Here is a 20,488-nt window from a genome sequence, read left to right as displayed (position 1 = left end):
AGATGAACATGGAAGAATTAAGAGAAGAATCAAAAGAAAAATATTATCCTCAGCAAGAGCTGACCATTGGACCTGATGAGACATTGTCACCGGGCAAAAATTTTTTATATGGCCTTCAGCATGTGTTTGTATCAAATGTATGGCTAGACCCTATTTTTGTTGCAGCAATGATTGGCTTACCTCTATCACTCTCTGCCAATATCGTGAACGCAATCTTTATTACCGCGGGGATCGTCACATTGGTGCAAGCGACGAAACTTGTCAAATTACCGATCGTTCAAGGGCCATCGGCGGCGTTCGACTCGATTATGATTTCAACAGGTAAACAGAGTGGTTTAGCAGCGGCAAGTGGCGGGATTTTTCTTAGCGCGATGATCGTTTTTATTCTCTCTATTACTAGTGTGATCGGTCGTTTGAAAGTATTATTCACACCGGTCGTTTCTGGGACGGTCATCTTTCTAGTTGGGATTTCCTTATCTGGATTTACCTTATCAGAATTCTTAGGTGGGTCACCGGGGGATAAGGGTTTTGCAAGTCCTGCCACACTCATTTTGTCGGTCCCAACGGCCATTATTGTTTTATTATTATCGATTTTTGGAAATGGAGTGTGGCGATCGTTCTCATTTCTGATTGCTCTCGTCGTTGGAGACATTATTGCTGTTGTTTTGGGACAAACACAGTTTTCGATGCTTGCTGATAAGGACTGGTTTGGTTTTCCTCATTTTCTTCCTTATGGCGGTTTAAAGTTTGAATGGGGGACTTTTCTTACTTTTTTCATTGCTTACATTGTTGCTGTCATCGAAGCCATGGGCGTTTATCAAGCCTCAGCCACCATATTAAAAACAGAGATGCATGCGAAACGCGTGCGCAATGGCTTTGCAGGGGAGGCGGCGGGATCCTTTGTATCCTCACTTATTGGCGGCTTTCCTACAACCGGCTATGCTCAGAATGTAGGTTTACTCAGATTAACAGGTGTCGGATCAAGGTATCCCGTCATGGTAGCGGGAGTGATTTTTTTAGTGTTTGGCTTCGTGCCAAAAGCAGGCGCGCTACTTGCTTTAACACCCGATGCAGTTGTGGGAGGGATCTTTTTGCCAGCAGCAGCGACCTTGGTATACACAGGTATTTCGATTCTTGCAAAGGTGGAGCATTCGGAAAAAAACGTTATGATTATTGGTTTATCGATTTTGCTGGCCATATCATTGCCTGCTTATACAACAGGGGTGAAGGGGACAGTAGGAACATTTCTGTCCAATAGTCTTTTCGTTGGCGCTTTTATGTCAATTTTATTGCAATTAGTCTTTGTGAACATTCCTCACTGGGTTAAGAAAGGAGCATGAACATGAGAGAAGCAGCGCAACAGATCACACAGGACATCCTTCACTTTATTGATCACTATCATTTGGGTGTACATCATCCTAAAACAGTTGAAACAGAGTTTAATACGTTAGCACTTGAACTCTTTCGTTATCAGTTTCAAAATAATTTACCTTATAAGAAATTTTGTCAAGTAAGAAGAAGAACACCGCTAACAGTAAAGCATTGGCTGGACATTCCACCGATGCCGATTCAAGGTTTTAAACAGCTTTCATTATCGTGTGAACCTATTGAAGAAGTGCGGGCTGTTTTTATGACGAGTGGAACAACCAATCCAGAGTTGAAAGGGAAGAATTATCATCCTGATCTTTCCGTTTGGGATGCCTCAATGGAAGGGCCTTTTAAAACATTCGTACTGCCTGATCGAGAGGAAATGACGATTTTTGTTCTCTCACCTGCAGAGGATTTAAATAAGAACTCATCCCTTTCGAGGTATTTAACACATGCAGTCACTACATTCGGCTCTGATCATAGTCGATTTTTCTTTAATGAAAATGGACTGGATATGGAAGGATTAATAGACGCTCTGAAAGATTGTGCAGAGCGCAATGAACCCGTACTGTTAATGGGAGCGACTTTTTCCTATGTTCATTTTCTTGATTATTTAGAAGAACATCAGATTACTTTCCAACTTGCAAAGGGGAGTCGAATTTTTGACACAGGGGGATTTAAAGGACAATCGCGAGAAGTAGAGATGGAACAATTGTATGCTCGGTTCTATAACTATTTTAATGTCGGTCGCAACGGTTGCGTGAATATGTATGGGATGACGGAGATGAGCTCACAAATTTATGATCAAACACTACTTACAGCATCTGAGACTGATAGTGTCATCCGTGATAAAACTGGACCTGCTTGGGTGAAGACAGTGATACTAGATACTAACACACTAGATCCTGTGAAGATTGGCGAAACAGGCGTGATTGCGCACTATGATCTCGCTAACTGGAATTCATGTCTCGGCATTTTGACAGAAGATTTAGGGTGCAAGACAGAACATGGCTTTGTGCTCCTTGGGAGAATAAAGGGATCAGAAGCAAGAGGCTGTTCGATTGCCGTCGATCAATTACTGCAATCGAATTTAGGTGGTGGACAGCGTTAGTGACAATAGCAGAAGAGATATCTATCTATAAAGTGCCTAAAACGATGGCATTCACTCAATTCAGCGAAGCGATCATTGAGGGTGAACGAACGGTTTATCATTTAAAGTATCCCAGCCTTACGAGTGATGACATTCAACAAATGATGAATGTGGTTGAGGCGAATCGGGAGAGCTATCTTGCCTCCCTCACAACACAGGAAATTGTCGAGAAAATAGATCAGGCGATTCAAAAATGGTTGGATCCAGACTATCCATTGCGGCGAAGAGCAGAACAACTTCTCCCTGTCATCACAGGCTACGATAAGGACATGGTTCGTCTGGAATTAAAAAAGTATATGAGGACATTTCGAAAAAAGGAATTACTCCGCTTTTTAGATGAAGAATTTGATCAACCAGCAATGCTTGATGAATTTCGGCCAAGAAAATCGGGGGGGATGAGTCGAGCCTTTGGCCCCAACACGCTCTTTCATGTCTTTTCAGGGAATGTGCCGGGCGTGCAAATTTGGAGCCTTATCATGGGGCTTTTACTCAAGTCGGCAACGTTAGGGAAAACCTCACTCTCTGAACCCCTCTTACCCGTTTTGTTTGCTCAATCTTTGGAAGAAGTGGATGAAAAGTTAGCGGAAACCCTTGCCATTCTCCCGTGGAAAGGGGGAACAGCAGAATTAGAGAATGCTGCGATTGCAAACGCGGATGCGGTTATTGTGTATGGCTCTAATAAAACGGTGGAAACCATGCGACAAAGAGTCCCACTTGATAAACCTTTTTTAACTTACGGACATAAGATCAGTTTTGCAGTGATTGGTAAGGAAGCCTTAACACCGGACCTTTATTATGAAACGATTTATAAATTGGCTGAGGATATCTCGATCTATGATCAGCAAAGTTGTCTGGCGCCACAATCGGTTTTTGTTGAACAAGGTGGGGCGATAAGTCCAAAACAGTTTGCACAAATACTGGCTTCTGAACTTGGGCGTTACCATAAAAAGAGGCCGCGAGCGCGCTTAACTGATGAAGAAGCAATGGCCATCCAAAAATTGAGAGATCGCTATCAATTCGAGGCTTTACAAGGTGATCAAGTAGAGGTGTATGCGAGTCAAACGAACACTGCTTGGACGGTGGTTTATCATGAGGAAGCAGGTTTTGAAGGCTCACCGTTAAATCGCTCAATTCATATTTTTTCTTCTGAAAACTTGGAAAGGGACGTGCTTTCAATTAAGCCTTATCAATCCTTGTTACAATCCTGTGGTCTTGCGGTGGCTCCGGATAGATTATTTACTCTAGCTGATAGATTAGGTCATTATGGCGTTAATCGCATTTGCTCGGTTGGCGAAATGAACAGTGCTAAACCAGGCTGGCATCATGATGGCGGCTTTAATCTTCTTGATTTAGTACGCATAGTGGATATCGAACGGGATGTCGAACAGAAAATGGAAGCTTTTGATCCAGACGTCGAATAGGAAGGGGACTATGAACCGATGAATTTAAAGGATAAAATTGTTGTGGTCACAGGAGCAAGCCGTGGTATTGGTGCCGCTATTGCCAAAACATTTGCCACTGAAGGCGCGTTTGTGGTGGTGAACTACCTAAAAAATACGGCGCTTGCTGAAAAAGTTGTCAGTGACATCGAAGCTATGGGAGGACAAGCAGTCGCCATGCAGGCCGATGTCCAGGATATCCAGCAAGTGGACCACATGATGACAGAGATTACCGATGCTCTTGGTGGCATTGATGTAGTCGTGAACAATGCCCTCAGTCATTATACTTTTAACCCAAAAACGAGAAAAACAGCTTGGGAGATCGAATGGCAAGACTTCGAGCAGCAATGGGAAGGCAATGTCCATGGAGCGTTTAACATTTGTAAAGCCGCGATGCCCTATATGAAAGCGCAAATGGCAGGGAGAATCATCAATGTCGTCAGTAATTTAATTGACTTTCCAGTGGTTCCTTACCATGATTACTCGACATCGAAAATGGCCTTACTTGGGTTGACAAGGAACCTTGCCAAAGAGTTAGGTGCGTTTGGCATCACGGTGAATGCAATTGCACCAGGCTTAACCTATCCCACTGATTCTAGTTCTGAAACACAAGAGAATGTAAGAAAATCTATTATCGATCTCACACCGATGCATCGATTAGCAACACCCGATGACATTGCGGGAAGTGCTGTATTTCTCGCTTCTGATTGGGCCTCGTTTATCACGGGCCAGTGCTTGAACGTCGATGGCGGATTGGTGATGAAATAGAATTGGGAGTTTAGCTCTATAAAACAGAGTGTGGGTCAGCTTAAACACACTTTTCGTCAATGAATGGTGAGCAGACGCTATTTAATATAGAATGGCGTCTTTCTTTTTGTTTATACTGTAAATAGAAAGGAAGTGTCCACATGCCAAATCGTTTAGCGCAAGAAAAATCGCCCTATTTGTTACAGCATCAAAATAACCCCGTGGATTGGTACCCTTGGGGTGATGAAGCTTTTGAAAAGGCTCGCAAAGAAAACAAACCGATTTTTCTTTCCATTGGTTACTCGACCTGTCATTGGTGCCACGTGTTTGCGCACGAATCGTTTGAAGATGAAGAGGTTGCAGGTCTTTTAAATACATACTTTGTATCTATTAAAGTGGATCGTGAGGAGCGACCGGATATCGATTCGGTTTATATGACCGTTTGCCAAGCTTTAACGGGTCAGGGAGGCTGGCCATTAAGTATTTTTATGACGCCAGATCAAAAGCCCTTTTTTGCAGGAACGTACTTCCCGAAAGAGAGTCGCTATGGGCAACCCGGCTTTATTGATGTATTAAAGTCAATCTCTACCCAATATCAAAAGGATAAAGAGAAATTGACAGCTGCTGGTCAAGAAATTGTCAAGGCTCTTGCAGGTCATCGCGCGCCCTCTGCCGCTTTTAATCCGGAGCTTGTTGAGGAGTGTATAGAGGATTTTAAGAAGAGCTTTGATCCTGAATATGGAGGATTCGGTACAGAGCCGAAGTTTCCCGCTCCGCATCAATTACTGTTCCTGCTTCGCTATGCCCACTGGAAGCAGGACTCTCAGGTGCTGAACATGGTTGAAAAAACATTAGAGGGCATGGCAGAAGGGGGTATTCACGATCATATCGGTGGCGGTTTTGCACGATACTCCGTTGATAGTGAATGGCTTGTCCCGCACTTTGAAAAAATGCTCTATGATCAGGCCATGTTGATGATCGCTTATTCAGAGGCTTACCAAGTCACTCAAAATCCTGACTATCAGAAGATTGTGGATGGGATTTTTACTTATCTTATCCGCGAAATGCGTGATGAAAAGGGGGGCTTCTATTCGGCAGAGGATGCAGATTCAGAAGGTGTTGAGGGTAAATTCTACGTTTGGGACCCGGATGAAGTCATCACATTACTTGGTGATCAAGAAGGCGAACGTTTTTGTATTGCCTATGATATAACGGAAGAAGGAAACTTTGAAGGAAAGAATATTCCTAACCTTATTGGCCGGGATATACGAAGATTAGCGGAGGATCAGGGACTCACTTTAAAAGAGTTTCATGCTGAATTAGAGAAAAATCGTCACATCCTTTTGCAAGCACGAAGTCAGCGCGTACGTCCGCATCGCGATGATAAAATACTGACGAGCTGGAACGGGTTGATTATTGCGGCATTAGCCACTGCGGCTCGCATTTTTCAAGAGGAACATTATTTGAAAGCAGCTGAAGAAGCTTTTACTTTCATCAAGGAGACGATGGTGAGCGATGGACGGTTGATGGCCCGTTACCGTGAAGGGGAGATCAAACATACGGGTTTTCTCGATGATTATGCTTACTTACTTTGGGCTTGTGATGCCCTTTATGAAGCCACTTTTGATGTCGACTATTTAAGAGTGATGGAGAACTTAGCTGATCAAACAGTGACTTATTTTTGGGATGAAGAAGGGTTTGGATTTTATCTGAACGACAAAACAGAATCACTCGTATTTCGTCCAAAGGATCTTTACGATGGTGCATTGCCTTCAGGGAATAGTATCGCAGCGCTGATGTTATTTAAATTAGCTCGTCGCACAGGAAATATTGATTTTGAGATGTATGTCGATAAAATGCTTCAGAACTTAGGAAAAGAAGTCGAGCATTATCCCATGGGCCATAGCGCTTTATTGACGAGCTTTTTGCTCACGCACATGCCAACGAAGGAGCTTGTGATTCTTGCAGCTCAGCAGGACGTCGCAAAAGAAGCTGCTGAGAAATGCCTCGTTGATTTTCACCCGGACGTGTTCATGGTTGCAGGAACAACCGATCAACTCACGGGAGTGGCTAGCTTTACGACGGAATTTAAGCTTTTAAATGATAAGGTGACTTATTATTTATGCGAAAACTTTAGCTGCCAGCGACCGACCAATGATGTGGATCAGATAAAGAGACATTTATAAATGAACCGAGGTGTGCCTTTTATATTATCAAGACTTAAATCGAAAAAAGTATAAAAATAAACATACTAAGACAGAAGTATTTCACTCAAAGAAAAATCCGAACATTCTTTTTTGAATGGACGGATTTTTCTTTATACTTAGCATGAGGTGAATCGCTTCGTCAAAATACTTCGCTTTCCGCGGGCACGGCCTCAGCTCACTTTGGAGTGGGTCTTTTGGTTTCCCAAGTATTTATGAATAAAAACCCCCTGTTCCTGCGTCTACTCGTACCGCTTCGTCGTCAGCTTTCTCGGAACAACTCGAAGTTTATTCGAGAAGTAACGCTGGTTGCTGTTCCCGTCGGAGTCTCCGTATTTTGACTACGCTCTCCTTTTCCTACTCAATCTTTTAACTCGCATTGTTCGGTATTTGTATTCATTATTTTGTTTTGTCTCAACCTCTTTTAATTCGTGTTCAACAAATGTTTAGTTGTGAAATAAATGGGGATCAGAAACACCCCATTCTGTAATAGGACAATTATTTTTTATTATGATAAAATCGCTTTGCTTTGGCACGATTCCCACAATCAGCCATTGAACACCATCGTCTGCTACGATTACGGCTTGTATCCAAAAACAGCCAACCACACGGAGCTCCTTCGCACTTCTTCACTCTACTGAGTTCTTTTTCAGAAGTAAGAATGTCTATAGCCGATTGAACAATCGGTGGAAGCATGCCGTCCAATGTTTCTCCACAATTCAAAAATTTCAATGAAAATTTATGTTCACCAGGCACTAATCGTATCAAACCGTAAGCATGGCCTAAGGCTTTATTCAAAATAGAAAGGTCCCTAGAGGCTGGTGGTTCATTGTTGGACACTAAACTAAAAATTTGGTAAATCGATTCTCGTAGCTCAATCGCTTGTTGGAGAATCTCTTTTGCCTTAGACGGTTGACTTTGTGCTTTTTTTAGGAGTGAAAGGGATTGTTGTTGATTAAAAATATTGGCCTGTAGACTCCAGTTTACCAGTTCCTCGTAACTCGTCAGTAACTCCTCTGATTTCTCACGGCTATCGTGCCAACCGACTGTATTAGCAAAATCCAAACATAAACGTCCGCCGATTAAATCAAATTTGTGTACATTTTTATTTATATCAGACATGTGATTTCTCCTTGTCTTACCATATATAACCTTTACCTTTTTCTTATAACCATTATAAAAGCTATTGACAGTTAGAATCAAACACTTTAATATATAACCATCTAAAATTATATAGAGGGTTATATTTTTGAGGCAATGGGCTAATTTCATTCAAAAGTAGCTTCGGAATTTTACAGAAGGGATGTCACCCGCTACGGGCAATTTGACTAACGGTTGTGAATGAAAGCGCTCTTCCGTCCAATGATGTCAGAGTGAGTCCTCACATGATCGGTGGAAGAAGCAGAATAGAGAGTTTGAGGAACACGGAAAGGGGTGGTGCGGATCGACTTTCATTGATATGAACCCGGATGGTGTGACAATTGGCAGTTGAGTGTATCTATAACAAAAAATATTGGAGGACGAAACATGAGTGAAACATTAAAAAACTCGGTTAAAACGATGATAAAGGAAACCTTCGAAGGTCCGCCTGTTCCTCTAAAAGGAAGTTGGTTTGTCAATTCAGAACCAAATTCTGGAATTTTCGGTGCAATAGAGAGAATGTCTTGCGACGAAGCCTCAACATCAATACATGGAACAACGCTTGCTGCCCATACTGACCACGTCCGCTATCACCTGTGGGGAACCAATGAAATCTTGAAAGAAGGGAAACAACCGCAAATGAATTGGGGAATGAGTTGGGAGATCCATTCAGTAGATGAAAAGCAATGGAATACAATTCAGGAAGGTTTACGAAAAGAATACTTAACACTTTTGGAAGCGATTGACGCTATTAAATGGAATGAACTTCTGGCAAATGAAGTGTTATCTTCTTTAGCTCATTCAGCATATCATCTTGGAGCCATTCGACAAATGTTAAAAGTAGTCAAGGTGTAAGATCGGTGTCAGTGTAATCATTCCGAATTCTTGATCCCGTATAAACTTTGAAGAAATTGCTTTAAGAAGCAGTAAAAATAAAGTCCCCTGAGATTCAGCTATTTTGTAGACTTCAGGGGATTCCTCCGACTTCGTTATATATTTAAAATTGTTGTTCTTCGCTTATGGGCTAGACTCTTTTAAATAGGATTCTATTTTAATCACTCTCAAGTAGGTATTCCGGACTCAGTGTCCAAACTTAAGCTTTTAAAAAATCAACAAACAAGCGTGTTCAAGTTTATTGACGCGCACAATTTTATCGGCTAATATTTAAGTAAATAACTAAATACTTAAATGAGGAAATTTTATGTTAAATGATGTCTTTAAAGCACTTTCTGATCCGACCCGAAGAAAGATTTTGGATTTGCTAAAAGAAAAGGATTTAACAGCAGGTGAAATATCGAATCATTTCAACATGTCTAAACCGAGTATTTCCCAGCATTTGAAATTACTTAAGAATGCGCAGTTAGTTCATGATGAGAAAAAAGGCCAGTACATTTTTTATTCATTAAATACAACGGTCTTTCATGACATCGTCAGTTGGGCGTTTCGTTTTTATGAAAAAAAGTAGAGGAGGGAATGAACCTTGAGGAAATATCTTTTTCCGATGATCTTAATTCTTTTATCGGTGATAGCATGGTTAGTAGCCTGGCCATATTTACCTTCAGAAATTGCGACACATTGGAATGCAAAAGGGGAAGTTAATGGCTATTCTTCTAGGTTTGGAGCAACTCTGATCATGAATGGCCTGCTTATCTTTTTATATTTTTTGTTTTTGGTCCTTCCAAAAGTAGATCCTAAAAAGAACAATTATAGACTTTTCTCAAAAAGTTATACGATTATCTCTAATACTGTTCTGGTCATCTTTTTTATCCTAAGCTTGCTGACCCTTTTATACAGTCTTGGCTATCCCATTCCAATGGCTGGTCTTTCACCCTTTATTGTCGGAGCCATTTTTATTGTGTTAGGCAATTTTATGCAGACCATAAGACCGAATTTCTTTCTTGGCGTTAGAACACCGTGGACTATCAGCAATGAAAATGTCTGGAGAAAAACGCATCGCTTGGCTGGGAAGTTTATGTTTATCGCGGGAATTATTATTATTCTCTCAGTCTTTTTTCCTGACAACTGGGAAAGTGCCATTATCATTACATGTGCAGTCCTTTCAGTGGGCATACCCGCCTGTTATTCTTATTGGGTTTATAAAAATGAAATTTTAAATAAGTAGGCTCTCCAACAAAGCAGACTAGAAAATTATTATGTAAACTTAATGAGGCGATGAGTTAGTTATTTTTACTTGAAAGCAGGACAAGTCTATGATCATGAAGAAGATTAACGTAGTGGATTATTTTATAAGAATAGCCTACAATTGTTTTTGTACATTTTTTTGGTTTTATTCGGAGGTAAGACATTAATGAAAAAAGGCTCGTTACGTCATGCTTTTAAATTTATTTTAATCGTCACGCTCATTTCTATCCCCCTTAGTGGATTATTTGATACAGGTACGGTTTTTATGGACGGCATTCCATGGTCAATTGGTGTTTTTATTGTAATTTTTATTGTATTGGTCGGTGCATTTTTTGATATGATTGGTGTAGCCGCTGCGGCTGCAACGGAGACACCATTTCACGCCATGGGTTCTAAACGCATTTTTGGAGCGAAAATGGCAGTTAAAATTGTCCGTAACGCAGAAAAAGTTGCGAGTATTTGTAGTGATGTTATTGGCGACATCGCGAGTGTGTTAAGTGGAGCGACGGCACTCGCGGTTGGACAGCAAATCGGAAATTCTTTAGGCTTGCATGGATGGGGAGCAGAAGGGATTTCTATAGCGATTACGGTGATGGCGACAGCCTTAACCATTGGGGCAAAAGCGTTTGGCAAAACTGTAGCCGTGTATTTTCCCACATCGATAATTCTCTTTGCTTCAAGAGTCGTGGAGAGGGGATTAACCGTCCTTCCAGGGCGTAGGCGTGGCACCACACGATAAAATTCAGGACGAGAAAGCGTTCATCGTAAGGTCATGGCTGAGAAAATGAATGAACGGCTTACATAAGTTTCAAAACAATAACGTTATACTGTATGGTTTTATGCTATAATTAAGATAGAGGTGATGAAATTGGGAAGTTGCTAAGAATTGGTGAACTCGCTCAAAAAGCGGGGGTGTCTAAGCGCACAATTGATTATTATACAACATTAGGTTTAATCGAGGCCCAAAGGTCATCATCAAATTATCGATACTACAGTGAAGAGACAGTGCAACGTCTTAAACTCATTCATTATCTTAAACAAGAACATCTCCCATTAGAAGAGATTAAAGAACGCTTGGCGATTATGGATCAATACGCTGATGACCAGACAGAGAAGGTCTTTGAAAAGCTTCAACATATTCAAGAGGAAATGAAAAGAATTGAAACGGAACTCCTTCAGCTTAAACCAACCATTGAAAAGTTGGATAATAAACAAGTGCTCTCCTTAAGAAAGCTTTTGGAAACACAGAATTTAGCCCTTGCACAACTTTTGATCCTTGTCCTCTTTGGGTAAACGAAAGCTAGCACATGTTTCTAAAAAGTTTATGATTATTTCAAAAGTTTTAAGAATATAATTGGATATTAAATGATAATTAAATGGAGGTGACACCCGTACACTTATGTGTAGGGGATTTAATTGGATGATATTGTTGGTATATTAGTCATTGTGATTTTGATTTTATTAACAGCTTTTTTTGTTGCTGCTGAATTTGCCATTGTGAAAGTGAGATCCACTCGGATTGAACAAATGGTGCAAGAGGGGAATAAAAGAGCAGAAGCTGCGAAGAAAATTATCGATCATCTAGATGGCTATCTTTCCGCTACTCAACTGGGCATTACCATTACTGCTTTAGGTATTGGTTGGGTTGGCGAACCTGCTGTTTCTCACTTATTTGAGCCCTTATTTCACGTTCTGGGTCTTGGGGGAACAGCGACAAAATCAATCTCAGCAATCATTAGTTTTGTTGTGATTACCTTTATCAACGTCGTACTTGGTGAGTTAGCACCGAAAACATTAGCGATTCAGAAGGCTGAAAGTATCACGCTTGCGATTAGCTATCCACTTATTTGGTTTAACCGTATTATGTTTCCGTTTATCTGGTTACTCAATGGTTCGGCTCGTATAGTGTCTCGCCTGTTTGGTGGGAAACAGGTGACCGAACAAGACAGTGCCCACTCTGAAGAAGAGCTTCGTCTCATTTTATCGGAGAGTTATCGAAGCGGTGAAATAAACCAATCTGAATTGAATTATATGAACCGTATTTTCGATTTTAACGAACGGACTTCTCGGGAAATTATGGTTCCAAGAACTGAAATTGCATGTCTTTATAAAGACGATCCCATTGAAGAAAATTTAGCTGTTTTAAAAAAGGAAAAATACACCCGTTTCCCTGTTGCCGATGAGGACAAAGACAACATCATTGGGATGATCAACATTAAAGATATTTTTGATGATCTTTTGACCAAGGATGTAAAATCTTTAGAGGGCTATATTAGACCAATCATCACTGTGTTTGAAACAACACCTATACAAGAATTGCTCATTAAAATGCAGAAAGAAGGCATTCATATGGCGATTCTTTCCGATGAATATGGGGGTACCGCGGGATTGGTCACAGCAGAGGATATTATTGAAGAAATTGTAGGCGATATTCGAGACGAATTTGACGCCAATGAAGAGCCGGAGATACAGAGACTAAGTCAAGATACTTTGCTTATTGATAGTAAGGTGTTAATAACGGAAGTAAATGAGTTGTTAAATATAGATATTGAAGATGATGATTTGGATACGATTGGCGGCTGGGTCTTGTCTGAGGAATCAGATGTCAAACAAGGGACAACAGTCGTCTATGACAATTATAAATTCGAAGTGAAGGAGATTGATGATCGTCATATTAAAAAACTTTTAGTTAAAAAAAGGGACGATCATACAGAACAGCCAGTGGAAAATCGCCAAAGGTTAACGGAAAACTCCACTATTTAAAGGCCCTTCGCTTAAGTAGATAACCCCCACATAAACATGGTGCGGGGTTTTTTACATTGTTTGGATAACAAGCGTTGATTATTGAGGCGAATGAAGTATAGGAAAAGAAATAATGGGTAAAGAGGGACAGTTTCTTTGTAAAAAGTTTGATTAACACATAAAATGAAAGCGTAATCATAAGTGGGGTGTCTTTTAAAACAAAAGAGGTGAATAGAAGGTTGTTCTTAGGCACTTTCAATTGGTAGTCAATGACTAAAAGGGTTTTTGGATGAGCTCGTACATTTAGACAAGATCAAAGGCAATTACACGAATGAATGAGTATGACGATTTAAAGAAAGGAAGGATCATCTATGAATCGAGATCAAGCAGAAGCAAGAGGGGTTCAAGCCTATTATCCTAAAGATATGGCCTGGTGTTATGGGTGTGGACGGCTGAATGAAGCAGGACATCACTTTCAAACCAACTGGGAAGGGGAGGAGACTGTAACGACCTATACGCCATGTTCAGAGCACATGGCGATTCCGGGGTTTGTCTATGGTGGGCTTATCGCTTCCTTGCTTGATTGTCATAGCACAGGGTCTGCTTCACTTGCTCTTTACCGCGATCAAGGTCATGAACTCGGGAGCGATGCGCCTCTTCCTCGGTGTGTCACCGCTTCACTAAAGGTTGATTACTTGAAACCAACGCCATTAGGAGTGAAACTGATTGCCCGCGGGAAAATCCGAGACATGAATAACAAGAAAGTTGTGGTGGAAAGCGAGCTCTATGCAGAAGGTATCCTTTGCGCAAGAGGGGAGGTCGTTGCTGTTAGTATGCCTGAAAACTTTGGTAAGTAAAGTAGTGTAACTTCTCGTCTTTCATTCTTTACGCTAAAATAAGAGAGGTTTAACGTGAAAGAAGTGAAAGGGAGTAAAGACAGATGAAATTTGAAGCATTTACAGAAGGGCAGACCTTCACAACAAAACCGGTCACCATTACAAAAGAAGCCATTTTTGACTTTGCGGAGCGAAACGATCCTCAATACCTACATCTCGATGAAGAGGCTGCTAATGAAGGCCCTTTTGGTGGCATTATTGCTTCGGGTTTCCATACACTTTCAGTAGTTTGGGTGCAATGGATACACATGGACATTTTCGGTCGCGATTGCCTTGGAGGAATGGGCTTAAATCGCCTTTCATGGAAAGCGCCTGTTTTTCCCAATGATACTGTCGTAGGGGAATTTAAGGTATTAAGAAAACGGAAATTAGAAGGTCATAGAGGCGTTCTAACTTTAGGCATTCGAGTGAATAATCAAGAGGGCAAAGAGGTTCTCAGTTGTGAAGTGGTGGCCGTAATGCGTTCAGAGACTTAATATTAAAAAGAGAAGCGAGGGCTAGAAAATAAGGTCCTCGCATTCAAATATTTAGCTTTGCTATAACGATTTTAGAAATTTTATCACAAGTTCCGTAAACTTTTCTGGTTCTTCTAAGTCTGGGAAATGGGCACTATTATAAAAAAGTTCCCACTGACTATTAGGAAGTTCACGATGAATGATGCGCGAAATGGGCATCCCAGTGTTACGGTCATGCACGCCAGTTAAGATAAGCACCTTGTGTTGGATCGCTTTTAAACGATCTTCCAAGGGCGGGGCCATCGGGTGTTTCCTCAAAGCTTTTGCCATGAGTCCTGTATTTGGGAGATTACTTTGCTCCCAAAGCTGACGATTCTTTTTCGCGATCGCTTGATCCTCAAACAAAAAACGATCAACGGTGTCAATATCAATGGTTTCCCATATCTGGTCTAAGACTCTATCGATAGGAAGAGAATTGGATAGTAGCGCCTCGATGTCCTTCATCATCTCAATATTAACCACAGACATAAATCCAGCAATTTGAGTGACATCGGTTACTTTTAAAGTCAGCAAGCTTGGAGAGGATAATACCATACTTCTTACTGTCTTAGGATAGTGATAAGCATACTCTAGGGCTAATTCGCCGCCAAAGGAATAACCGAGTAAATCCACTTGATCGTAGCTTAGCCATTGAATGAGTTGGTTAAGGTCATCAATAAGCTCTGGAATCGTATAGGCCCCCTCTGACTGAGGCTGAGCACTACGCCCCGAGCCACGCTGTTCATAGTAAATGAGGGTTCTATTTTCAGCAAGTCTGGGTCCTATTGTACGCTCGAAGGTATAATGATTGCCACCCGGTCCTCCATGGATCAAGAGGAGTGGAATCGTTTGATTTTCTGCACCTTCTACTTTGAGCCAATGTTCTATTCCGTTTAATGTTACTCTCTGTTCACCATTCTCTAACGTCAATGACATCACTTCCTTTTTTCACTTACCCCCATTTTAATAGATTAATAGTAAAAAAAACAGCAACCCAAGCAGTAAAAACCATCAGTTCGTAGTTTGATAGATCTTCATTACTGGTCCAATACTCCTCATGAAGCCTGTTATAGGTCAAAAGTACTGAATTGGACAAGCCATTCTTTTCAGGGACTAGGGTTTAAAAAAATAGGAAGAAAGCCTAGGTGTTATTGAGTCATTAGAGTGGTAAAATTCCGAATAAATAAAAAGTTGGAAAGTGTCGAAGGGGCAAGGAATTTATATTATTTTAGGAGGTTCTCATGTTAATAAAAAAACAATGGGGAAAAGGAATGGTTGCAGTGGCATTGGGCTTAGCGATGACTGGAGGTGGGGTTTACTCTATCCATGGTTCTGTAGCTAAAGCCAGCACTATCACCCATAACGCGGCTGGAACAGCGCAAGGGGGAAGTGATCATCGACAGACTGTTCATGTTTACAAACACCATGGCTTTCAATTAACCGTTCAGGATAAAAGTGGTGATCCTAAGTTACGCCCTACCATTAATCAACTCGTCAAACTGTATTTTCATAAGTACCCAGACATTTTAAGTTATTGGGCAGGGGATAATGACGATACACATATTAAGAATGTTAAACTCATCATTGACGCGGACTATGATGGTGTCGCCTATACGGTATGGCAGGATAAAGAAGTCACCGTCGGAGCTGATTATATTGCCAGTCATCCAGATGACATTGCTTTTCTCACCCATGAATTGACACATATGGCCCAAGCTTATCCTACTTATGATAATAATACGGTCTGGTTAACTGAAGGTATTGCCGATTATTCTCGTTATCTGTTTGGCCCTAATGGAACAGAATGGCGGCTTCCTGAATTTAGCGAGGATCAACATTACTATGATTCTTATCGCGTGACGGCAAGATTTTTATTGTGGATTGAGCAACATGGTCATGAGGGATTTGTAAAAGAGCTCAATAACCGGCTTCAAGAAAATACGTACACCATTCAAGATTTTGAAACGTTAACAGGTCAAACGGTTGAAGAACTTTGGGCGGAATATGCACAGAACCCTGAGGTAGAAACGCATTACAATTAATATAATGATGATTCGCCGGATGGCAGAGACCATCCGGCTTTTCTAATTGTTTAGGAAATTATAATATGTGTCTCTTGTGGATAACTATCAAGACATTTTGGGGAGATAAGCTACGGACAAACGAAGGAGTGCTACCGCATCTAAGTTGTTTACATTGGCCCGTTTGTTCTCCGTTTTAAAAACGGTCAGCAACCCTGCATTAGAAACTGCGGCGACACCACGGAAGCTCTACCCAATGTTATATCTTTTGAATGATGACTGTTATTTTTAAAAAAATGAATGAAAAAGAAAGAAAGTGAATATTTTTGAATGAAAATGCTTGAAATGTGAAAAGGCTTTCTCTATAATAAGGGTACAACATCGTTAGTAGGAGGCATGCGGCGTGTTAACTCCGGAACGTCACGGCATTATTTTAAAATTATTGAAACAGCAAGGCATCGTTAAGATCCATGAGATGATGGAGGCCACGAAGGCTTCCGAGTCAACGATCCGGCGAGATCTGATCCAACTTGAACAAGAGCACCGGTTAAGGCGTGTCCATGGTGGCGCTTCCTCATTACAAGGAAAACGCATTGAACCAAGCTATGCTTCAAAGTCAGATAAAAATTTTAGTGAGAAACAGCGTATTGCTCAATATGCTGCCGAATGTGTGGCGCCGCGAGATTCTCTTTATCTCGATGCAGGGACAACCACCTTACAAATGATTCCTTACCTTAATCAAGAGGACCTAACCGTTGTGACAAATGGCGTGACGCTCATTGAACCCCTGATTGAAAAAGGGATCACAGCCTATCTTCTTGGAGGAATGGTGAAATCTAGAACGAAGGCCTTGATCGGGAGTGCAGCTTTGCAGAGTTTAAAAGGCTATCGCTTTGATAAATGTTTTATAGGGGTAAATGGTATCCATCCTGAATATGGCTATACAACACCAGATCCGGAAGAGGCACGTCTTAAGGAAACTGCACTGGCTTTATCACAGGAGTCCTTTGTTGTTGCCGATCATAGTAAATTGGGTGAAGTTTCTTTTGCTAAAATAACCGACTTAGCGGAGGCGACACTTATTACAGATAGTTTTATTGACGAAAATAGGGCAGCTTATGAAGCATTAACAGAATTGAGGGTCGTCACAGCATGATTTATACTTGTACACTCAATCCATCGATTGATTATTTTATTGAGGTTGAAGACTTCAAACTTGGTGGATTAAATCGCATAGACAAGGAAATAAAGGTTCCAGGTGGCAAAGGAATTAATGTCTCTAGAGTTCTAAACCGCTTTGGAGTTGAAAATAAAGCTTTAGGTTTTACAGGTGGATTTACAGGGCAATACATTATGGACTGTTTAACAGAAGAAGACATCTCAACCGATTTTGTCAAAGTGGATGGGGATTCTCGAATCAATATCAAATTGCGATCGGGGAGAGAAACGGAAATGAATGGAAGGGGTCCAGAGATCTCAGAACATGCCCTCAGGACCTTTATGAGCAAGCTTGAGGTGTTAGAGGCAGGAGATATACTTGTACTCTCAGGGAGTATCCCTGATTCTTTACCGAAAACACTTTACGAGCTGATTATAAAGAAATTTTCTGAAATGGATATCAAGGTTGTTGTTGATGCGACAGGACAACAATTATTACATGTTCTTCCTTATCATCCCTTTTTGATAAAACCTAATCACGTTGAACTCGGTGAGGTGTTCGATGTTCGTATCCAGACGGTAGAGGATGCTATCCCTTATGGCCAAAAATTAGTGGATCGGGGAGCGGAAAATGTGATCGTATCTATGGGAGAAAAGGGGAATCTTTTGTTTACGAAAATGGGGATCTACTACGCGAATATTCCCGAGGGACAATTGAAAAATTCCGTCGGTGCTGGTGATTCCGTGGTGGCTGGATTTATTGCTTCTTATGTTAAACAAGGTGATATTGTCAAAGCCTTTCAATTCGGAGCCACAGCAGGCAGTGCTTCAGCTTATGCTGAAGGTTTTTGCACACCCGAAACTATAGATGAATTAATAGATCAAGTTCAGATTACAGAATTATAAGGAGACAACGATGAAAATAACAGACCTTTTAAAGAGGGATACGGTCATTCTTGACCTCACCTCGACTTCAAAATCAAGTGTTATTGAAGAATTAGTAGCTAAATTAGATGAGGCAGGGAGGCTGAAGGACAAAGCCCTCTATAAAGAAGAAATTTTAAAGCGCGAAGCCCAAAGTACGACAGGAATCGGTGAAGGCATCGCTATTCCTCATGCGAAGACAAAGGCGGTCAAAACCCCAGCCCTTGTCTTCGGTCGCTCACGACAAGGGATTGATTATGACGCGCTAGACGGTCGCCCTAGTCATTTGTTCTTTATGATTGCGGCAAGTGAAGGCGCTAACAGTGATCATCTCGAAACGCTTTCTAGACTTTCAACCTTGTTAATGGACGCGAGCTTTAGGGAACACCTTATGACATTAGAAAGTGAAGAAGCTATTTTAGCAGCCATTGATGCAAAGGAAAAAGCTGAGATTGCGGAAGAACCTGAGGGGTCTGACACACAAAATAGTGAAGGGATGATCCTGGCAGTAACGGCCTGTCCAACGGGGATTGCACATACCTATATGGCGGCAGATGCTTTAAAAGCTAAAGCTAAGGCACTGAATATTGATTTTAAAGTAGAAACCAATGGCTCTACAGGGGTGAAGAATCGCCTAACTGCCGATGAAATTGAAAACGCCACCGCGATTATTGTCGCTGCAGATAAACAAGTGGAAATGGAACGTTTCAAAGGAAAGCGGGTGATACAAGTTCCTGTAGCCCAAGGACTCCGTGATCCAGAAGGTCTTTTAAAGCGGGCGATGACACAGGATGCTCCCATCTATCAGGGGACTGGAAAATCACCGGACGAGCAGCCAGGTGGAAAAGGTGAGCGTACTGGTTTTTATAAGCATTTAATGAACGGTGTGTCCAATATGCTGCCGTTGGTTGTGGGTGGTGGTATTTTAATTGCACTTTCCTTCTTGTTTGGCGGGATTAAGGCTTACGACCCTGATGACCCATCTTACAATGTCATCGCAGGAGCTTTACACAGTATTGGAGCAGATCATGCCTTTGCGTTGATGATTCCTGTCTTAGCTGGTTTTATTGCCATGAGTATAGCCGATCGTCCGGGATTGGCTCCGGGTTTGGTCGGTGGGTTCTTGGCTTCAACGACAGGGGCTGGCTTTTTAGGCGGATTAATCGCCGGGTTTTTGGCCGGTTATGTTGTTGTCTTATTGAAAAAGGCATTTGCTAAGTTACCGGAGTCACTTGAAGGCATTAAGCCTGTCTTATTGTATCCATTCTTTGGGATATTAATCACGGGTGTTGTCATGTATCTGTTAGGCGATCCTCTACAATGGATCATGAATGAATTAACACACTGGCTTGAAGGTTTAGGAACCGGAAATTTAGTCGTCTTAGGTTTAATCCTTGGTGGGATGATGTCCATCGATATGGGCGGGCCGATTAACAAGGCTGCTTTTACTTTTGGCATTGCTATGATTGATGCAGGAAATTATGCCCCACATGCCGCCATTATGGCGGGAGGGATGGTGCCACCCCTTGGTTTAGCACTAGCGACAACTTTATTTAAAAATCGTTTTACGAAGCAAGAACGGGATTCAGGAAAAACATGTTATGTCATGGGGGCGACGTTTATTACAGAAGGCGCGATTCCCTTTGCGGCGGCTGACCCTTTACGTGTGATTCCATCCTGTGTCATCGGTTCATCGGTCGCGGGTGCCCTCGCGATGGTCTTTAAGATCGGTTTACCAGCGCCACATGGGGGGATCTTTGTCATCCCCTTTGTCCAAGGTCATTGGTATTTATATATTATAGCGATTGTCATTGGTTCACTTATCACAGCACTTCTTGTCGGGTTTTTAAAGAAACCGATAAAAATAAAAGCAGAATAGATAAAAAAACTGTCTCGTCAAGGTCTTGTTTACAGATCTCAGAGACAGTTTTTTTAATTTTACCGTGAAATACTGGTTGAATTGAAACATGTTTGGACAAAACGATAGTAATTTTTTTCGGCTCTATTATATATGTTGGGGTTTGTAGACAATTTACAATGCTGTTTTGGTTAAGTGAAAAATA

At 41.4% G+C, this 20,488-nt stretch carries 19 protein-coding genes; 17 read left to right on the top strand and 2 right to left on the bottom strand.

All coding sequences use genetic code 11. The annotated features are described in order from the left end of the window. Positions 1-8: 8 nt before the first annotated feature. The 5 genes from IEV91_RS06120 to IEV91_RS06100 all read left to right on the top strand — a co-directional run bounded on the left by IEV91_RS06120 (position 9) and on the right by IEV91_RS06100 (position 6,890). Complete coding sequence (locus tag IEV91_RS06120) at positions 9-1,340, top strand: solute carrier family 23 protein (protein ID WP_188496542.1); 1,332 nt, start codon at positions 9-11, stop codon at positions 1,338-1,340. Between the two features lie 2 nt (positions 1,341-1,342). Next, positions 1,343-2,479, top strand: a complete 1,137-nt coding sequence (locus IEV91_RS06115) for a LuxE/PaaK family acyltransferase (RefSeq protein WP_188496541.1) — start codon at positions 1,343-1,345, stop codon at positions 2,477-2,479. Continuing rightward, on the top strand, positions 2,479-3,939 hold the full coding sequence (locus tag IEV91_RS06110) for an acyl-CoA reductase (RefSeq protein WP_229745431.1): 1,461 nt from the start codon (positions 2,479-2,481) through the stop codon (positions 3,937-3,939). The genes IEV91_RS06115 and IEV91_RS06110 overlap by 1 nt, the downstream gene beginning before the upstream one ends. An 18-nt stretch (positions 3,940-3,957) precedes the next feature. After that, complete coding sequence (locus IEV91_RS06105) at positions 3,958-4,725, top strand: 3-oxoacyl-ACP reductase (RefSeq protein ID WP_188496540.1); 768 nt, start codon at positions 3,958-3,960, stop codon at positions 4,723-4,725. A 140-nt stretch (positions 4,726-4,865) separates the two neighbouring features. Then, positions 4,866-6,890, top strand: a complete 2,025-nt coding sequence (locus IEV91_RS06100) for a thioredoxin domain-containing protein (RefSeq protein WP_188496539.1) — start codon at positions 4,866-4,868, stop codon at positions 6,888-6,890. 516 nt (positions 6,891-7,406) lie between these two features. Here the strand turns inward: IEV91_RS06100 and IEV91_RS06095 are convergent. Continuing rightward, on the bottom strand, positions 7,407-8,030 hold the full coding sequence (locus IEV91_RS06095; RefSeq protein ID WP_188496538.1) for a CGNR zinc finger domain-containing protein: 624 nt from the start codon (positions 8,028-8,030) through the stop codon (positions 7,407-7,409). Between the two features lie 405 nt (positions 8,031-8,435). Between IEV91_RS06095 and IEV91_RS06090 the strand changes: the two genes are divergently transcribed. From IEV91_RS06090 to IEV91_RS06055, 8 genes are all read left to right on the top strand, one after another. After that, the gene (locus tag IEV91_RS06090; protein ID WP_188496537.1) at positions 8,436-8,903 is read left to right on the top strand and encodes a hypothetical protein; all 468 of its coding nucleotides are present in this window, start codon (positions 8,436-8,438) and stop codon (positions 8,901-8,903) included. 346 nt (positions 8,904-9,249) lie between these two features. Next, the gene (locus IEV91_RS06085; RefSeq protein WP_188496536.1) at positions 9,250-9,513 is read left to right on the top strand and encodes an autorepressor SdpR family transcription factor; all 264 of its coding nucleotides are present in this window, start codon (positions 9,250-9,252) and stop codon (positions 9,511-9,513) included. Between the two features lie 15 nt (positions 9,514-9,528). Further along, positions 9,529-10,170, top strand: coding sequence for an SdpI family protein (locus tag IEV91_RS06080; protein ID WP_188496535.1), 642 nt, complete (start codon positions 9,529-9,531; stop codon positions 10,168-10,170). Between the two features lie 186 nt (positions 10,171-10,356). Continuing rightward, positions 10,357-10,929 (top strand): hypothetical protein, encoded by a 573-nt coding sequence (locus IEV91_RS06075; RefSeq protein ID WP_188496534.1) that lies wholly within the window; start codon positions 10,357-10,359, stop codon positions 10,927-10,929. Positions 10,930-11,066: 137 nt separating this feature from the next. Then, positions 11,067-11,483 (top strand): MerR family transcriptional regulator, encoded by a 417-nt coding sequence (locus IEV91_RS06070; RefSeq protein ID WP_188496533.1) that lies wholly within the window; start codon positions 11,067-11,069, stop codon positions 11,481-11,483. Positions 11,484-11,606: 123 nt separating this feature from the next. Next, positions 11,607-12,953, top strand: coding sequence for a hemolysin family protein (locus IEV91_RS06065; RefSeq protein ID WP_188496532.1), 1,347 nt, complete (start codon positions 11,607-11,609; stop codon positions 12,951-12,953). A gap of 350 nt (positions 12,954-13,303) precedes the next feature. After that, positions 13,304-13,789, top strand: coding sequence for a PaaI family thioesterase (locus IEV91_RS06060; RefSeq protein WP_188496531.1), 486 nt, complete (start codon positions 13,304-13,306; stop codon positions 13,787-13,789). Between the two features lie 83 nt (positions 13,790-13,872). Continuing rightward, entirely contained in the window at positions 13,873-14,304 is a 432-nt protein-coding gene (locus IEV91_RS06055) for a MaoC/PaaZ C-terminal domain-containing protein (RefSeq protein ID WP_188496530.1), read from the top strand. A gap of 60 nt (positions 14,305-14,364) precedes the next feature. Here IEV91_RS06055 and IEV91_RS06050 read toward each other — a convergent pair whose 3' ends face one another. Then, a complete protein-coding gene (locus tag IEV91_RS06050) occupies positions 14,365-15,252 on the bottom strand; it encodes an alpha/beta fold hydrolase (protein ID WP_188496529.1) in 888 nt (295 codons plus the stop codon). Between the two features lie 311 nt (positions 15,253-15,563). Here IEV91_RS06050 and IEV91_RS06045 point away from each other — a divergent pair, with 311 nt between their 5' ends. From IEV91_RS06045 to IEV91_RS06030, 4 genes are all read left to right on the top strand, one after another. After that, on the top strand, positions 15,564-16,364 hold the full coding sequence (locus IEV91_RS06045; protein ID WP_188496528.1) for a basic secretory protein-like protein: 801 nt from the start codon (positions 15,564-15,566) through the stop codon (positions 16,362-16,364). A gap of 382 nt (positions 16,365-16,746) precedes the next feature. Then, complete coding sequence (locus IEV91_RS06040) at positions 16,747-17,499, top strand: DeoR/GlpR family DNA-binding transcription regulator (RefSeq protein WP_188496527.1); 753 nt, start codon at positions 16,747-16,749, stop codon at positions 17,497-17,499. Further along, complete coding sequence (gene pfkB, locus IEV91_RS06035; protein ID WP_188496526.1) at positions 17,496-18,407, top strand: 1-phosphofructokinase; 912 nt, start codon at positions 17,496-17,498, stop codon at positions 18,405-18,407. The genes IEV91_RS06040 and pfkB overlap by 4 nt, the downstream gene beginning before the upstream one ends. A 10-nt stretch (positions 18,408-18,417) precedes the next feature. Then, a complete protein-coding gene (locus IEV91_RS06030) occupies positions 18,418-20,304 on the top strand; it encodes a PTS fructose transporter subunit IIABC (RefSeq protein ID WP_188496525.1) in 1,887 nt (628 codons plus the stop codon). Positions 20,305-20,488 lie beyond the last annotated feature (184 nt).

The organism is Pullulanibacillus pueri (assembly GCF_014639255.1).
In the GTDB taxonomy this organism is placed as follows: Bacteria; Bacillota; Bacilli; order Bacillales; family Sporolactobacillaceae; genus Pullulanibacillus; species Pullulanibacillus pueri.
This window is presented reverse-complemented; position numbering and strand designations above follow the sequence as displayed.

Bases quoted from the DNA above. Each gene is read 5' to 3' on its own strand.
- IEV91_RS06120 (WP_188496542.1), top strand. From the start codon at position 9: ATGGAAGAATTAAGAGAAGAATCAAAAGAAAAATATTATCCTCAGCAA.
- IEV91_RS06115 (WP_188496541.1), top strand. From the start codon at position 1,343: ATGAGAGAAGCAGCGCAACAGATCACACAGGACATCCTTCACTTTATT.
- IEV91_RS06105 (WP_188496540.1), top strand. From the start codon at position 3,958: ATGAATTTAAAGGATAAAATTGTTGTGGTCACAGGAGCAAGCCGTGGT.
- IEV91_RS06100 (WP_188496539.1), top strand. From the start codon at position 4,866: ATGCCAAATCGTTTAGCGCAAGAAAAATCGCCCTATTTGTTACAGCAT.
- IEV91_RS06095 (WP_188496538.1), bottom strand. From the start codon at position 8,030: ATGTCTGATATAAATAAAAATGTACACAAATTTGATTTAATCGGCGGA.
- IEV91_RS06090 (WP_188496537.1), top strand. From the start codon at position 8,436: ATGAGTGAAACATTAAAAAACTCGGTTAAAACGATGATAAAGGAAACC.
- IEV91_RS06085 (WP_188496536.1), top strand. From the start codon at position 9,250: ATGTTAAATGATGTCTTTAAAGCACTTTCTGATCCGACCCGAAGAAAG.
- IEV91_RS06075 (WP_188496534.1), top strand. From the start codon at position 10,357: ATGAAAAAAGGCTCGTTACGTCATGCTTTTAAATTTATTTTAATCGTC.
- IEV91_RS06060 (WP_188496531.1), top strand. From the start codon at position 13,304: ATGAATCGAGATCAAGCAGAAGCAAGAGGGGTTCAAGCCTATTATCCT.
- IEV91_RS06055 (WP_188496530.1), top strand. From the start codon at position 13,873: ATGAAATTTGAAGCATTTACAGAAGGGCAGACCTTCACAACAAAACCG.
- IEV91_RS06045 (WP_188496528.1), top strand. From the start codon at position 15,564: ATGTTAATAAAAAAACAATGGGGAAAAGGAATGGTTGCAGTGGCATTG.
- pfkB (WP_188496526.1), top strand. From the start codon at position 17,496: ATGATTTATACTTGTACACTCAATCCATCGATTGATTATTTTATTGAG.
- IEV91_RS06030 (WP_188496525.1), top strand. From the start codon at position 18,418: ATGAAAATAACAGACCTTTTAAAGAGGGATACGGTCATTCTTGACCTC.